General features: G+C 67.2%; 11 protein-coding genes and 1 pseudogene. 5 read left to right on the top strand and 7 right to left on the bottom strand.

Annotation, left to right across the window (positions count from 1 at the left end):
* Positions 1 to 31: 31 nt before the first annotated feature.
* Both OVA31_RS18665 and OVA31_RS18660 read right to left on the bottom strand, forming a co-directional pair.
* Positions 32 to 1,204, bottom strand: coding sequence for a cystathionine gamma-synthase (locus tag OVA31_RS18665; protein WP_267628100.1), 1,173 nt, complete (start codon positions 1,202 to 1,204; stop codon positions 32 to 34).
* A gap of 11 nt (positions 1,205 to 1,215) precedes the next feature.
* The gene (locus tag OVA31_RS18660) at positions 1,216 to 2,610 is read right to left on the bottom strand and encodes a cystathionine beta-synthase (RefSeq protein ID WP_267628099.1); all 1,395 of its coding nucleotides are present in this window, start codon (positions 2,608 to 2,610) and stop codon (positions 1,216 to 1,218) included.
* A gap of 87 nt (positions 2,611 to 2,697) precedes the next feature.
* Here OVA31_RS18660 and OVA31_RS18655 point away from each other — a divergent pair, with 87 nt between their 5' ends.
* Positions 2,698 to 3,660 carry an SGNH/GDSL hydrolase family protein gene (locus tag OVA31_RS18655; RefSeq protein WP_267628098.1) on the top strand — a complete coding sequence of 321 codons (963 nt, stop codon included), beginning with the start codon at positions 2,698 to 2,700 and terminating at the stop codon, positions 3,658 to 3,660.
* A 9-nt stretch (positions 3,661 to 3,669) separates the two neighbouring features.
* On the top strand, positions 3,670 to 4,893 hold the full coding sequence (locus OVA31_RS18650) for an acetyl-CoA C-acetyltransferase (RefSeq protein ID WP_267628097.1): 1,224 nt from the start codon (positions 3,670 to 3,672) through the stop codon (positions 4,891 to 4,893).
* Positions 4,894 to 4,958: 65 nt separating this feature from the next.
* On the opposite strand, the gene OVA31_RS18645 is transcribed toward OVA31_RS18650, so the two are convergent.
* The 5 genes and pseudogenes from OVA31_RS18645 to OVA31_RS18625 all read right to left on the bottom strand — a co-directional run bounded on the left by OVA31_RS18645 (position 4,959) and on the right by OVA31_RS18625 (position 11,846).
* Entirely contained in the window at positions 4,959 to 6,488 is a 1,530-nt protein-coding gene (locus OVA31_RS18645) for an MDR family MFS transporter (RefSeq protein WP_420714076.1), read from the bottom strand.
* Between the two features lie 204 nt (positions 6,489 to 6,692).
* Positions 6,693 to 7,550 carry a Bax inhibitor-1/YccA family membrane protein gene (locus tag OVA31_RS18640; protein ID WP_164306958.1) on the bottom strand — a complete coding sequence of 286 codons (858 nt, stop codon included), beginning with the start codon at positions 7,548 to 7,550 and terminating at the stop codon, positions 6,693 to 6,695.
* Positions 7,551 to 7,584: 34 nt separating this feature from the next.
* Complete coding sequence (locus OVA31_RS18635; protein WP_267628095.1) at positions 7,585 to 8,352, bottom strand: TetR/AcrR family transcriptional regulator; 768 nt, start codon at positions 8,350 to 8,352, stop codon at positions 7,585 to 7,587.
* A pseudogene (locus OVA31_RS18630) lies at positions 8,306 to 10,613 on the bottom strand (MMPL family transporter). The gene OVA31_RS18635 and the pseudogene OVA31_RS18630 overlap by 47 nt, the downstream one beginning before the upstream one ends.
* 42 nt (positions 10,614 to 10,655) lie before the next feature.
* Positions 10,656 to 11,846 (bottom strand): oxygenase MpaB family protein, encoded by a 1,191-nt coding sequence (locus OVA31_RS18625; protein ID WP_267628094.1) that lies wholly within the window; start codon positions 11,844 to 11,846, stop codon positions 10,656 to 10,658.
* A 6-nt stretch (positions 11,847 to 11,852) separates the two neighbouring features.
* Between OVA31_RS18625 and OVA31_RS18620 the strand changes: the two genes are divergently transcribed.
* Genes OVA31_RS18620 through OVA31_RS18610 form a run of 3 tightly spaced genes read left to right on the top strand, consistent with a single transcriptional unit; the run spans position 11,853 to position 14,274 of the window.
* Positions 11,853 to 11,993, top strand: a complete 141-nt coding sequence (locus OVA31_RS18620; protein ID WP_267628093.1) for a hypothetical protein — start codon at positions 11,853 to 11,855, stop codon at positions 11,991 to 11,993.
* Positions 11,994 to 12,033: 40 nt separating this feature from the next.
* On the top strand, positions 12,034 to 13,152 hold the full coding sequence (locus tag OVA31_RS18615) for a phosphotransferase family protein (RefSeq protein WP_267628092.1): 1,119 nt from the start codon (positions 12,034 to 12,036) through the stop codon (positions 13,150 to 13,152).
* A complete protein-coding gene (locus tag OVA31_RS18610; protein WP_267628091.1) occupies positions 13,153 to 14,274 on the top strand; it encodes a hypothetical protein in 1,122 nt (373 codons plus the stop codon). It abuts the gene before it with no gap.
* Positions 14,275 to 14,304: the final 30 nt, after the last annotated feature.

Below are 14,304 nucleotides of genomic sequence, written 5' to 3'. Positions count from 1 at the left end.
TCGCCAGTATCGGCCCCTGGGCCGTCCGACGTCAGCCCAACGCGTTTTCGAGGTCGCCGAGGAGATCGGCGATGTCCTCGATGCCGACCGAGAGGCGCACCAGATCGGCGGGGACCTCCAGCAGAGAGCCGGCCGTCGATGCGTGTGTCATGGCACCGGGGTGCTCGATCAACGACTCGATGCCACCGAGCGACTCGGCCAGGGTGAACACCTCGGTCCGCGCGCAGAACTCCTGCGCGGCAACTTGTCCGCCCTTGACCCGGACCGACACCATGCCGCCGAACCGCCGCATCTGCTTGGCCGCGACCTCGTGTCCGGGGTGCTGTGCCAGTCCGGGGTACAGCACCGAATCGATCTTGGGATGCGACGAGAGGTACTCGACGACGCGTTCGGCGTTGTCGCTGTGTCGGTCCATTCGCACGGCCAGGGTCTTGATGCCGCGCATGGTGAGGTAGGCGTCGAACGGGCCCGGCACGGCACCTGCACCGTTCTGCAGGAACGCCACCGCCTCGTCGAGTTCCTCGCTGTTGGTGACCAGTGCGCCACCGACCACATCGGAGTGTCCGCCCAGATACTTGGTCGTCGAGTGCAGCACCACATCGGCGCCCAGCGTGATCGGCTGCTGCAGGTAGGGAGACGCAAAGGTGTTGTCCACCACCAGCTTCGCACCGGCCTCGTGCGCCACCGCGGCGAGCGCCTCGATGTCGCCGACGTTCAGCAGCGGATTCGTCGGGGTCTCGATCCAGACCAGTTTGGTGGCGGGCGTGATGGCCGCCCGGACCGCGTCGACATCGGACACCGGAGCGGCCGAGTACGTGATCCCCCACTGGGAGAAGACCTTGTCGATGAGGCGGAACGTGCCACCGTAGGCGTCGTTGGGGATCACCAGATGGTCGCCGGGTCGAAGCGTCGCACGCAGCAGCGCGTCGGTCGCGGCCATGCCCGAGGCAAAGCCCCGTCCGTACGCGCCACGTTCGAGCGCAGCGATGTTGGCCTCGAGGGCGCGCCGCGTCGGGTTACCCGTTCGGGCGTACTCGAACCCGTCGCGGAGGCCGCCCACACCGTCCTGCGCGAACGTCGAGCTCGCATAGATCGGCACGTTCACGGCACCGGTCTGCGGGTCAGGATCGTATCCGGCGTGGATGGCCTGGGTGGAAAATCCTTGCCAGCGGGTCGAATCCGCGGCACTGCGCTTCTCGCTCATGGCTCGACTTCCTATCCGACGATGGGGTTGCTGCTGACGAAGGCCAGCAGGTCGTGGCGGGTGATGACACCGATCGGCTTACCGTCCTCCACCACCATGAGGGCATCCGACTCCGAGAGCACCTTGGTGGCCGCCGACACCGGCTCGCCGGACCCGATGAGCGGGAACGGATCACCCATATGGGCCGACACCGGGTCGGCCAGACTGGCGCGGCCCTCGAAGACCGCACCCAACAGGTCCCGCTCGGTCACCGCACCTGCGACCTCACCGGCCATCACCGGGGGCTCGGCCCCGACGACCGGCATCTGGGAGACGCCGTATTCGCGCAGGATCTCGATGGCATCCCTCAGCGTCTCGGACGGATGGGTGTGAACCAGATCCGGCAACGCTCCGGCCTTGCCGCGCAACACGTCACCGACGAGCGGCTCGGTGGCCTTGCCGTCGAGCGGGGACCGGAGGAAGCCGTAACTGCTCATCCATCTGTCGTTGAAGATCTTGCCCAGGTAGCCACGGCCACCATCGGGCAGCAGCACGACGACGACCGCGTCCGGGCCTTCGCGTTCGGCGACCTGCAGCGCGGCCACCACGGCCATTCCGCAGGAGCCGCCGACCAGCAGGCCCTCCTCGCGAGCGAGCCGCCGCGTCATGTCGAACGAGTCGGCATCGGACACCGCGATGATCTCGTCGGGGATCGACGGGTCGTACGCGGACGGCCAGAAATCCTCGCCGACGCCCTCGACGAGGTACGGGCGGCCGGTGCCGCCCGAGTAGACCGAGCCCTCCGGGTCGACGCCGACGACCTTCACCGCGCCGCCGGACACCTCTTTGAGGTAGCGGCCGGTTCCGGTGATGGTGCCCCCGGTGCCGACGCCTGCGACGAAATGCGTGACCTTGCCCTCGGTGTCCGCCCAGATCTCCGGCCCGGTGGTCTCGTAGTGGCTCTGCGGCCCGGCCGGATTCGAGTACTGGTCGGGCTTCCAGGCGCCCTCGATCTCGCGCACGAGCCGGTCGGAGACGCTGTAGTAGCTGTCCGGGTGATCCGGTGGCACGGCGGTCGGGCACACCACCACCTCGGCCCCGTAGGCGCGGAGCACGTTGCGCTTGTCCTCACCGACCTTGTCCGGGCAGACGAACACGCATTTGTACCCGCGCTGCTGTGCCACCAATGCCAGACCGACGCCGGTGTTGCCGGAGGTCGGCTCGACGATCGTGCCGCCGGGCGGCAACGCCCCGGACTGTTCGGCGGCCTCGACCATCCGGACGGCGATCCGGTCCTTGCTGCTGCCACCGGGGTTGAGGTATTCGAGCTTGGCCGCGACCAGGCCCGAACCGGGGTTGGTCACCGAGTTGAGCTTGACCAACGGGGTGTTGCCCACCAGGTCCACGACATGATCAGCGATTCGCATACGACCATGGTCCCAGAGGTCCGGAATCGGATCGAACCCGGAGTGAAACTCCGACTAAGCTGGCTGCCGTGTCCGAATTGGAGTCACATGGATTCGAGTGGCCGGGTCGCCGTGGACAACAACCGATTGCTGCGTGAGGTCGGCGCGACCGTCGCGGCGACCGCGGCCAGCGCGGGCGCGTCGTGGGCGGCATACAACTACCTGAACGGTCAGGCCACCGAGGCCCGCACGGTGATACCCCATCGCACCGACGACGCCCCCAACGGCGACGGCATCTACCTGCCGGACGGGACCGGGCCGCATCGTCCCGCCCGGGGCACCTCGGTGGACGTCTACCTCGTCGTCTTCGGTGATTCGACCGCCGCGGGTCTCGGCGCCGAGACCGCGGATCAGACACCTGGCGTGTTGCTGGCCCGACGGGTGGCCGCGGAGACCGGCAAGACCGTGCGATACGCCAACAAGGCCATCGTCGGCGCCACGTCCAAGGGCCTGGAGGCACAGGTCGACGCCATGCTCATCACGCGCGAGCGACCCGATGTGGCGGTGATCCTGATCGGCGCCAACGACGTCACGGCCACCAACGGCATCCGGTCGTCGGCCAAACGGCTCGGCGAAGCCGTCACCCTGCTCAAGGAGAACGGTGCCGAGGTCGTCGTCGGGACGTGCCCCGACTTCGGTGTGATCACCGCGATCCCGCAACCGCTGCGGTCTGTGTTGCGCCGCTGGGGTCTGCAACTCGCCGCGGCGCAGCGCGGCGCGGTGCGCGCGGCCGGTGGCCGCCCGGTCCCGATGGCCGACCTGCTCGCCAAGGAGTTCCTGGCCAAGCCGGAACACATGTTCTCGCCGGATCAGTACCACCCGTCGGCCGCCGGCTATGCCCTCGCCGCCGACATCCTGATCCCCGAGGTCCTCGAGGCGATCGGCGAGTGGGGACCGGCGCCGCTGCCGCAGCCGCCCGAGGTCTCTGAGGCGGTCGAACAGAACCGGCTGGTCAGCAGGGTTCGCCGTCTCGTGGGACGGCCGAGGAACCAAGCAACTGCTAGGGGGTAATCTGGCGGCATGCCTGAAGCAGTCATCGTCGCCCATGCCCGTTCCCCCATCGGCCGCGCCGGCAAGGGATCCCTCAAAGACGTCCGGCCGGACGAGCTCTCCCGCCAGATGGTCGCCGCCGCGCTCGCGAAGGTGCCCGAACTCGACGTCGCCGACATCGAGGACATTCATTGGGGCATCGGTCAGCCCGGTGGTCAGGGTGGCTACAACATCGCCCGCGTGATCGCCGTCGAACTCGGCCTCGATCATGTGCCGGGTGTGTCGGTCAACCGTTACTGCTCGTCGTCGCTGCAGACCACCCGCATGGCGCTGCATGCCATCAAGGCAGGCGAAGCCGACGTGATCATCTCCGGCGGCGTCGAGAGTGTGTCGAGCTTCGGCATCTCCGGCGGCGCAGACGGCGCCCCGAACTCCAAGAACCCGGTGTTCGACGAGGCCATGGCGCGTACCGAGAAGTCCGCCGAGGGCGGCGCGCCGACCTGGTACGACCCCCGCAAGGACGGACTGATCCCCGACGTCTACATGGCGATGGGCCAGACCGCGGAGAACGTCGCGAGTTTCACCGGGATCTCCCGCGAGGATCAGGATCGCTGGGGTGTGCTCAGCCAGAACCGTGCCGAGGAAGCGATCAAGTCCGGCTTCTTCGAGCGTGAGATCGATCCGGTCACCCTTCCCGACGGCACCACGGTGAACACCGACGACGGACCGCGCGCCGGAACAACCTACGAGAAGGTGTCGCAGCTCAAGCCGGTGTTCCGACCCGACGGCACGATCACCGCAGGCAATGCCTGCCCGCTCAACGACGGCGCGGCCGCCCTGGTGATCATGAGCGACACCAAGGCCAAGGAACTTGGCCTGACCCCGCTCGCGCGGGTCGTCGCGACCGCGGCCACCGGCCTGTCGCCCGAGATCATGGGTCTCGGGCCGATCGAGGCGATCCGCAAGGTCCTCCGGATCTCCGGCAAGTCGATCTCCGACATCGACCTCGTCGAGATCAACGAGGCATTCGCCGTCCAGGTACTCGGTTCGGCCGCCGAACTCGGCATCGACCACGACAAGCTGAACATCTCGGGCGGCGCGATCGCACTCGGGCACCCGTTCGGCATGACCGGCGCGCGCATCACCACCACCCTGCTCAACAACCTGCAGACCCAGGACAAGACCTTCGGCATCGAGTCGATGTGTGTGGGTGGCGGGCAGGGTATGGCGATGGTGCTCGAGCGCCTCAGCTGATCCCGGCTCACGGCCACAAAGGTCCGGGGCCGTCGGATGATTCCGACGGCCCCGGACCTTTGTTGTCAGACCCTTTCGGGCAGTACCGCATCCGCGTCGAGCGCGCCGTCGGACGTGTCCTCGGCGAACTCCAGCGGCGCCTGCGGTTTCCGCACGAACAGCACGATGACGATCAGCGCGATGCTCAGGCATCCGGCAACGGTGAACACGCGCTGCACGCCGTGACTGATCGCCTCTGCCTCAGCGACGCCCGCGCCCTGGTCGGCCGTCGACACCACGGTCATCACAGTGATGAACAACGCTGTGCCTGCGGCACCGGCCACTTGCTGGAAGGTGCCCAGCACGGCTGAGCCGTGTGAGTACAGCCGCGGCTCGACGGACCCGAGCGCGAGCGTCATCAGCGGCGTGAAGGTCGCGGCGAGCCCCAGGCACAACAGGGCGTTGGCGCCCATCAGCCACCAGAGCGATGTCGACGGGCTGACGAAGACGAGCATCCAGACCGCGCAACTCACGATCATCGCGCCCGGGACTGCGAGGACCCGCGGCCCGTACATGTCGTAGATCCGCCCCACGAGCGGTCCGGCGAGTCCCATGATGAGGCCGCCGGGCAGCGTCAGCAGACCGGTCGTCAGCGGGTCGAGCCCGAGGACGGTCTGCGCGAAATACGGCACCACGATGAACGTGCCGAGCATGGTCCCCATGGCGACGACCATGGCCCCCATCGCGAGCGAGAACTGCCCGGACTTGAACACTCGCAGGTCCAGCAGAGCACGATCCCGTCCCTGAAGGGCGAGCTGGCGACCGATGAAGGCGGCGAGCGCCAAGCCACCGATCGTGAACGGGGCCCACAGCGGCACCGACGATCCCGCCTCCGCCGATTCTCCGATCCCGGCAAGCCCGTAGACCAGGCCGCCGAAACCGAGCACCGCCAGCGGGATCGACAGATAGTCGATCGGCGTCTTGATCCGTTCCCCGACGGGCCGAACGAGCACGCCGCCGACGATGAGCGCCACCAGCGCGATCGGACCGACGAAGCCGAAGATCCAGCGCCAGCCGAAGTGATCCAGGATGAAGCCGGACACCGTCGGGCCCAGCGCCGGGGCGACCGCGATGACGACCGAGATGTTGCCCATCATCACGCCACGCCGCGCCTCGGGGACGACGGTCATCACCGTCGTCATCAGCAGCGGCAGCATGATGGCGGTGCCGAGCGCCTGGATCACCCGCGCGATCAGCAGCACCTCGAATCCCGGCGCCGCGAACGCGATGAAGGTACCGACGGTGAACGCCGACATCGCGGCGATGAACAACACCCGGGCTCCCGCGCGCTGGATCAGGAAGCCGGTGAGTGGGATGACGACCGCCATGGTCAGCAGGAAGGCCGTCGTCAGCCATTGACCCACACTGGGATCGACGCCCAGATCCTCTTGGAGCACCGGGATCGCGATGCTCATGACGGTCTCGTTGAGGATCACCACGAACGAGGCGACCAGCAGGACGCCGATCAGGAGCAGGTTCTGACGCGACAGTCGGTCGTCGGTGGGTGACGACGTGTCGGTGGCAGTCACAGAGAGTCCTTTCCGGAAAGAAGCCATCGACCGACGGGTCGATGGCGATGGATTGTTTGACCGGCTACGGCGGCGGAATTCATCGGCCGCGCTCCCACTGCTCACCACATGTTTCAGAACGCTATCAACGCTGATCGGGCCTGGCGAGTGGTTTTTTCAGCGAATCCCACCGACCCCACACAAAAACCCCGCACCGCAATACATGCGGCGCGGGGTCTCCGGTCTGTGAGGCTAGTCCGAGTTGAAGTAGCTGAGCAGGCGCAGGATCTCGACGTAGAGCCAGACCAGCGTGACGGTGAGGCCCAGCGCGACACCCCAGGCGGCGCGCTCCGGTGCACCCGCCCGGATGAGCCGGTCGGCGGCGTCGAAGTCGAGCAGGAAGCTGAATGCGGCGAGCGCGATGCAGACCAGCGAGAAGATGATCGCCAGCGGTCCGCCGTTGCGGAGGCCGAAGCCCTCTCCGCCGTTGAACAGCCCGATCACGAGGTTGCCCAGCATCAAGACGATGACGCCGATCATGCCGGCGAACAGCATGCGGGTGAACCGGGGCGTGACGCGGATCGCGCCGACCTTGTAGACCAGCAGCATGCCGAAGAACACTCCGAACGTGCCGAGCACGGCCTGCCCGATCAGCGCCCCGGCGGAGGTGTCGTTGGCGACCACCATGTTCGCGAAGACGAACGAGATGGAGCCGACGAACAGTCCTTCGAAGACCGCGTACCCGAGCACGATCGCCGGGTTGTCCTGCTTGCGGCCGAACGAGGCGACCAGCACCAGTGCGAGGCCACCGAGCGCACCCACGAGCATCAGCGGGGAGGCGAGTCCGACGTTCTGGTCGACCAGGAAGTAGGTCGCGATGGCCGAGATGGTCAGCACGCCGAGGGTGATCGCGGTCTTGGTGACCACATCGTCGATCGTCAGCTGGCGGGTGACCGGCGCGGCCGGACGCGTGTATGGATCGGTCTGCTGCCCCTGTTGATTCCACATGGCACCCTGACCGGCGGCGGCCGCTCCGGCGCCGAAACCGGCGTAGCCGGTCTGGTTATCGCGGACGACGCCGCGCATAACCGGATTGCTGCTCTCTCGCACGTACGTGCTCCTTTTGCTTGTGGTGTCTGCCCTGTCAACGGGTACGACTGCTATCGAGTTCCGACTTTACCTTCTCTTGACTTTCATGTCGTGCGACAGCCTCATTGTCAGCATTGCCGAAACGTTGCCTGCCCAACCATGCACGCACGTCGCACGGCTCGCTCGCCGCCCCGAGGACGCCCATCGAAGCACGTCCGAGGCAGACCGAACGCATCAGGGATTCGGCGAGAACCAGGTCATCGCCCCATGGCAGACCCGGCTTGGCGAGCATCAGGGACGCCACCCCGTGTGCTGCCGACCAGAACTCGAGTACCACCTCGGTGACGTCGGACACCGGGAAGAACCCCTCGTCGGCCAGCTCGGTCACGGTCGCCGACATCCGGGCGAACGCGGAGGCCGCCAACACCTCGTCCACCATCGAGGCCCCGGCCCCGCCGGGCGGCGCCTGCCGAAACGCCAACCGGTACAGGACGGGCGTCTCCACGGCGAATCGCACGTAGGCCAGACCCTGCTGCAGTGCCCGCTCGAGCGGATCGACGATGCCCTCGGACACCTCGCCGAGCACGCCGTCGAGCTGCTCGAAATAACGCGCGCACACGGCGTCGAGCAAGGCGTCCTTGTCGGCGAAGTGCAGATAGATCGACGGCGGGGTCACCCCGACCCGGCCGGCGACCGCACGGATCGACACCGCCGCGTCATCCCCCTCTTCGAGAAGGAGCGCGGTGGCCGAGGCGATGATCTCCTCGGCGAGGAGCTCACCGGACCCGCGGGGTGACCGGGTTCGTTTCGTCGTGCTGCGCACTGCTCTCCTGGGTCGACTTGAGTCCTGTCGGGTCGGCCGGTTGCGGAACGACCGCTTCCGACAACCCGATCCGATCGTGCAGGCGCCGGAGCGGGCCCGGGGCCCACCAGTTGGCGCGCCCGGCCAGTCGCATGAACGCGGGCACGAGCACCATCCGGATCAGGGTCGCGTCCATCAGGACGGCCAAGGTCAGCCCCACACCGAACATACGCATGAACGAGACCTCGGACGCCGCGATGCCGGCGAACACGATGCTCATCAAGAGCGCAGCCGCGGTCACCACCCGACCGGTCCGGGCCAGGCCGACCGCCACCGCATGGTCGCTCGCCGCCCGGCTTCCGTCCGACGCCAGCCACTCCTCGCGGATACGTCCGAGGAGAAAGACCTCGTAGTCCATGGACAGACCGAAGGCGATGCAGAACATGAGGATCGGGATCGTCGCGACGAGATAGCCGGTCGAGGTGGTACCCAACCCGCCGAGATGCCCGTCCTGGAAGAACCAGACCATCGCACCGAATGTCGCGGTCAGCGACAGCACGTTGAGGACGAGCGCCTTCAGCGGCAGCACGACGCTGCTGGTGAACAGGAACAGCAGGATGAAGGTGGCGATCGCGATGGTCGCCAGAACCCACGGAAGGTGCGCGTAGATGGCGTCGACCGTGTCCTCGTTGGTGGCCGCGAGGCCCGTGAACAGTACGTCCGCACCGTCCGGGACAGCGACGTCACGCAACTGGTCGAGTTGCGCCAGACCGTCGTCGCCCATGGGCTCCAGATCGGTCGCCACGGTGATCACGGAGACGTCGCCGCGGGTGTCGTCGGCGGAGCCGGGGGCGACCGATCGACCGTCGACGAATGTGCCCGCCGACGACGTCGCCGAGTTCACCTGTCCGACCTCCGAGCGCTGCGGTGTACCGGGCGAGAGCGGCCTGGTCGGAAACCCCCGAGGCGACGACGGTCACCGACGACGACAGGTTCTGCGGGTAGTCCTCACGGATCTCCTGCTGGATCGCGTGCGACGACGCCGACACCGGCAGCACCCGATCGTCGGGGAAGCCGAAGCGAAGCCCGAAGAACGGTGCTCCCAGAACGAGGAGCAGTGCCGTCACCGCGATGGCGGCGGGCACCGCGTGCCGAAGGACGTACTGCACCGATCGATACCACCGGGTCTCCTCGATCACCTTTGGCGTCGGCTCCGGCCGGCCGAAGAGCCTGCGGACCGGCCTGCGTACGTCGAGCGCGTCCACGCGGTGTCCGAGCACCAGCAGGATCGCCGGGGTCAGGATCAGCGCCGCCAGCGACGCGACCAGTACGACGCCGATACCGGCATAGGCGAATGACCGGAGGAAGTACATCGGGAAGATCGCCAGGGCCGCGAGCGAGAGCGCGACGGTCACCGCCGAGAACGCCACAGTCCGACCGGCCGTCGCCATCGTCGTCGCGATCGCAGTCGCACGTTGCGCACCGGTCGCGACCTCTTCGCGATATCGCGTCACGATCAGCAGCGTGTAGTCGATGGCCAACGCCAGCCCCATCGCGGTGGTGAGGTTGAGGGCGAAGATCGAGACATCGGCGAACTCCGCGATCAGGCGGAGCAATGCGAAGGTGCCGACGATCGCGACGATCCCGATGATCACCGGCAGCGCGGCCGCCACCAGGCCACCGAACACGACGATCAGGACGAGGAAACTGATCGGGATCGCGATCGCCTCGGCCTTGGCCAGGTCCTTCGTGGTCTGAGCGTTGACCTGACTGAACACCAGCCCCTGCCCGCCGACGCGGACGGAGATCCCCTGTTGCTCACCGGAGACCAGGTCGGCGATCTGCTCGGCACGCTCGGGCGCCAGCTCCTCCCCGCCGTCGAGGGTCGCGACGATCAGGGTCGATGTGGAGTCCCGGCTCACCAGGGCCGGGGCCAGGTTCGGGTCCTGCCAGATCGAGAGGATCGGGCTCTGCACATCGTCGCGGCGTTCGAGCTCGTCGACGATCCCGGTGCCGACCTCCCGGGCGACCGGATCGGTCGCCATGTTCATCCCGGCCGGCCCGTCGAGCTTGATCACCACCTGCAGTCCGCCGCGATGGAAGGTCTCGTCGAGCATGTGGTCGGCGCGCGCCGATCCCGAGTTCGGATCGCTGTAGCCGCCGGCCAGCAGATGCTGGGCCGCCGTCGCGCCGTACAGACCCGCCAGCGCGAGGACCAGCACGGCGACGGCCAGCACCGCCCTCGGCGCCTTGATGATCAGTCGCGTCAGCCTCGCCGACATACGCACTCCCACGGGTCGCTTATCGGCGTTAAGTTATCAACATTAACCGACTTCGGTCAACGGCTCGGCGTCCAGTGCGGGCAACCCGAGACCTCGGCGTACCGTCCGCAGTTCCCGGCGGACGACGGCGGCCTCGGAACCCAATAGACCTGTCGCACGCAAGACCTCACGCAGGCGAACGGCCGGGCGGGCCACGTCCACCAGGTGATGGAGCGGTGTCCTGCGCAACCCCATGGCGCCCGCCGCGGGTTGTTCCATCCAGCGGGTACTGATCGATGAGAACGACGTGGAGAGAACCGGTTTGATCACGAGTCCCATCATCGACACCACCGGTCCTGGTAGCGGGATCGCGTTCTGCAGATCGTAGCCGTCCCGCAGCAGAGCACGGGTCAAGGTCTTCGAGACCGCATCGGGTTCCAGCTCGAACTCCGCCGCGACGGCGAACAGTTCACGGGCTCCGGCGAAGTCGGTCGGCAGCCAACGGTCGTCGACGCCGATCACCCAGCCGATCCATCGCCAGAGATGGGTGATCGCCTCACGTTCGGCGCTGCTGTAGTGGATCCCAAGGTCGCGCGCGACGATCAGGGGCAGCACGAGAAAGCCCCCACCGATGGTCAGCGCCGAATAGGTCTGGTTGATCGGCACGCCCCACGAGTCGGCGTCCCAGACTTCCCCCGTGCCACCTCGGTCGGCCAGCAGATGGTCACGGATCAACGCGTGCAGCAAGCGGATTCGGATGGTCGCCACCCACCCGGGGGCGCCCGGACGCATGGCCCCCGGCGCGGTCGCCTCGGCCACCCAGCGCGCCGTGTTCTGAACCCGCTCGAGCGTCCCGTCGCCGAGCCGGCCCGTGGCGGCCAGCGGCCGGACGAATCCCTGCGCCTTGTACCCATAGATCAGCGACTGATACAGCGTCGACGACTGCAGCGTGCCGAACCGCCACCACGCGCGCGCACCGGCCTCGGCCAGCGCCCGGTCGAACCACGGCGGAGGCTCGCTCGCCGACCGCATCAGATCCGCGAGGGTCGGCAACGTCGCCGGATCGTCGACGCCGGCCTCCACGGATGCGAGCAATCGCATCCACGAGACATCGCGTTCGTGCATCTGCGCGATCACGGCATCAGCGAGCGCATCGGACCGCGACAGACCGACCTCGAGGCGATCCACCATCTCGGGGTGACGCTGCCGGACCGCATCCCAATTGCGCGCCCCGGTGATCGACGCGGCATCCATACCACCATGGTGACCACTGCATGTACGCAGGTCAAGCACCATCCGGCGCTGTCGGGCAGCGTGTCGGATGGGTCGCTCGGTGCAGTCGACCGCTCCACAGACGAACTCTCCGAGTCGGCAGACAAGGCGGGCTGGAACGTGTTCTAATTCTGTCCGCCCCACCCGCACTCGTCCGATGGATGGCCTTATGCCGGATACCGATTCAGCAGACCCCAACGAGGTCGCACGCCCGACGTCGTCGCGTCGCGACCCCGACTGGCTCCGCGCCCGTCTCGAAGACTGGTTGAACACCGTCGTCGACTCGCCGGTGACCGTCACCCGGTTGGAGATCCCGTCGGCGAACGGGATGTCCAGCGAGACGATCGTCCTCGACGCCCGGTGGGACGAGACCGAACACCAGCTCGTGGTCCGTGTCGCCCCGCTCGCCGAGAGCGATCCGGTCTTCCCCACCTACGACCTCGACCGCCAGTTCCGGATCATCGGCCATGTGGCGTCGAGCACGTATGTGGCCCTTCCGAAGCTCTATTGGTCCGAACCAGATCCCCGCCCGCTCGGCGCCCCGTTCTTCATCATGGGCCGCGTCGACGGACAGGTGCCGCCGGATGTGATGCCCTACACCTTCGGCTCATGGATGAGCGAGGCGACGCCCGAGCAGCGGGCGACGTTGACCGAGAAGACGATAGAGACCCTGGCGATGATCCACTCCGCGCCCGTGCCGCATGAGTTGCTGGATCGGCCCGGGCCGGGAGAGACTCCGCTACGCGCCCACATCCGACGGTTGCGCGAGTTCTACGCGTGGGCATCGGACGGCCGGGCCGGATCAGGGTTGATCGAGCGCGGGTTCGCCTGGGTCGACGAGAACGTCCCGGACGAGACCGATCCGGTGCTGTCGTGGGGCGACGCCCGGATTGGCAACATCATCTATCAGGACTTCGCTCCGGCCGCGGTACTCGACTGGGAGATGGCGACGTACGGACCGCGTGAGCTGGACGTGGCGTGGATGATCTTCCTGCACCGGTTCTTCCAGGATCTGGCCGAGATGGCAGGCCTGCCCGGACTGCCCGATTTCCTGCGTCGTGACGAGGTCGCCGAGGCCTACAGCCGCAAGAGCGGACATCAGCCGCACGATCTCGATTTCTACATCACCTATGCAGCCCTCATCCATGCCGTGGTCATGTACCGGATCCAGTCACGTGCCATCCACTTCGGCCAGGCCGAAGAGCCCGCCGATCCCGACGACATGATCCTGCACCGCGCGACCCTCGAAGCCATGCTCGAGGGCACCTACTGGGAGAAGGTCGGATAGATGCTGTCACCGATGGACGACTACCCCATCCATCAGGTCGCCGAGGTCGTTCGCCACGTCCAGACCTCCGACCGCAACTTCTACGACCGCTACTACTTCAATTGCCATGGGCCGGAATCCGACTCACCGTGGCTCATCGTGGGGCTCGGGGTCTATCCCAACCTCGGCGTCACCGATTGCTTCGCCGTCGTCCGTCACCACGACGAGCACATCGTGGTCCGAGCGTCACGCGCCCTCGGGGCCGACCGCGGCGACCTGCGGGTCGGTCCGTTCACCATCGAGATCCTCGACGGCCTGCAACGCGTCCGCGTGGCCCTCGACGCCGGCCACGGCGACCTCTCCTTCGACCTCGTCTTCGACGCCACCGGTCCCGCTGCTCTCGAACCGCGGCATTTCCTGAGGCAGGTCGAGCGCGTCACCTTCGACACGCAACGTTTCGTCCAGGTGGGCAAGTGGTCCGGCGAACTGACCGTCGACGGCACACGATTCGACGTCGAACCGGACAGCTGGCGTGGCAACCGCGACCGGTCGTGGGGAGTCCGCCCGGTGGGCGAGGCCGAACCGCCCGGGCGCCGGGCCGATGCGAACATCTCGGGGACCTTCTTCTGGATCTATTCGGTGATGGAGTTCGCCGAGCACTCGATCGTGGTGGTCATCCAGGAGACCGAGACCGGTGAGCGCGTGATGGGTGATGCGCGGCGGGTCTGGCGCGACCCGGACCGTGAACCCGAATGGCTCGGACACGTCTCACACCAGATCACCTTCATCCCCGGCACGCGCGAAACGGCGGAGGCGACGCTGACCTTCACACGGCCCTCGGGCACGGTCACCACCGTCACCTGCCACCCCCAGCTGGCCAACTACCTGGCGTTCGGCACCGGTTACGGACTCGAATCCGACTGGCGGCACGGCATGTGGCAGGGCGACCTGAAGGTCGAGGACCTGCACCTGCAGGTGCCCGAACTCGATCCGACCATGAAGATGTTCTGCGTCACCGACCACTACGCCCGTTTCGCCCTATTCGACGGCGAGACAGAGGAAACCGGTGATGGCCTGTTCGAATTCGCCGCGATCGGACCGCACCAACAGTACGGTTTCAGCGAGTACACTGACCCGGCCTGAACAGCTCACAGGCATCGTCTGCCGAGGGGA

This window comes from Gordonia sp. SL306 (genome assembly GCF_026625785.1).
Lineage (GTDB): Bacteria > Actinomycetota > Actinomycetes > Mycobacteriales > Mycobacteriaceae > Gordonia.
Note: the sequence above shows the minus strand (reverse complement) of the source record. Positions and strands in the feature narration are given on the sequence as shown.

Bases quoted from the DNA above. Each gene is read 5' to 3' on its own strand.
- OVA31_RS18665 (WP_267628100.1), bottom strand. From the start codon at position 1,204: ATGAGCGAGAAGCGCAGTGCCGCGGATTCGACCCGCTGGCAAGGATTT.
- OVA31_RS18660 (WP_267628099.1), bottom strand. From the start codon at position 2,610: ATGCGAATCGCTGATCATGTCGTGGACCTGGTGGGCAACACCCCGTTG.
- OVA31_RS18655 (WP_267628098.1), top strand. From the start codon at position 2,698: ATGGATTCGAGTGGCCGGGTCGCCGTGGACAACAACCGATTGCTGCGT.
- OVA31_RS18650 (WP_267628097.1), top strand. From the start codon at position 3,670: ATGCCTGAAGCAGTCATCGTCGCCCATGCCCGTTCCCCCATCGGCCGC.
- OVA31_RS18645 (WP_420714076.1), bottom strand. From the start codon at position 6,488: ATGGCTTCTTTCCGGAAAGGACTCTCTGTGACTGCCACCGACACGTCG.
- OVA31_RS18625 (WP_267628094.1), bottom strand. From the start codon at position 11,846: ATGGATGCCGCGTCGATCACCGGGGCGCGCAATTGGGATGCGGTCCGG.
- OVA31_RS18620 (WP_267628093.1), top strand. From the start codon at position 11,853: ATGGTGACCACTGCATGTACGCAGGTCAAGCACCATCCGGCGCTGTCG.
- OVA31_RS18615 (WP_267628092.1), top strand. From the start codon at position 12,034: ATGCCGGATACCGATTCAGCAGACCCCAACGAGGTCGCACGCCCGACG.
- OVA31_RS18610 (WP_267628091.1), top strand. From the start codon at position 13,153: ATGCTGTCACCGATGGACGACTACCCCATCCATCAGGTCGCCGAGGTC.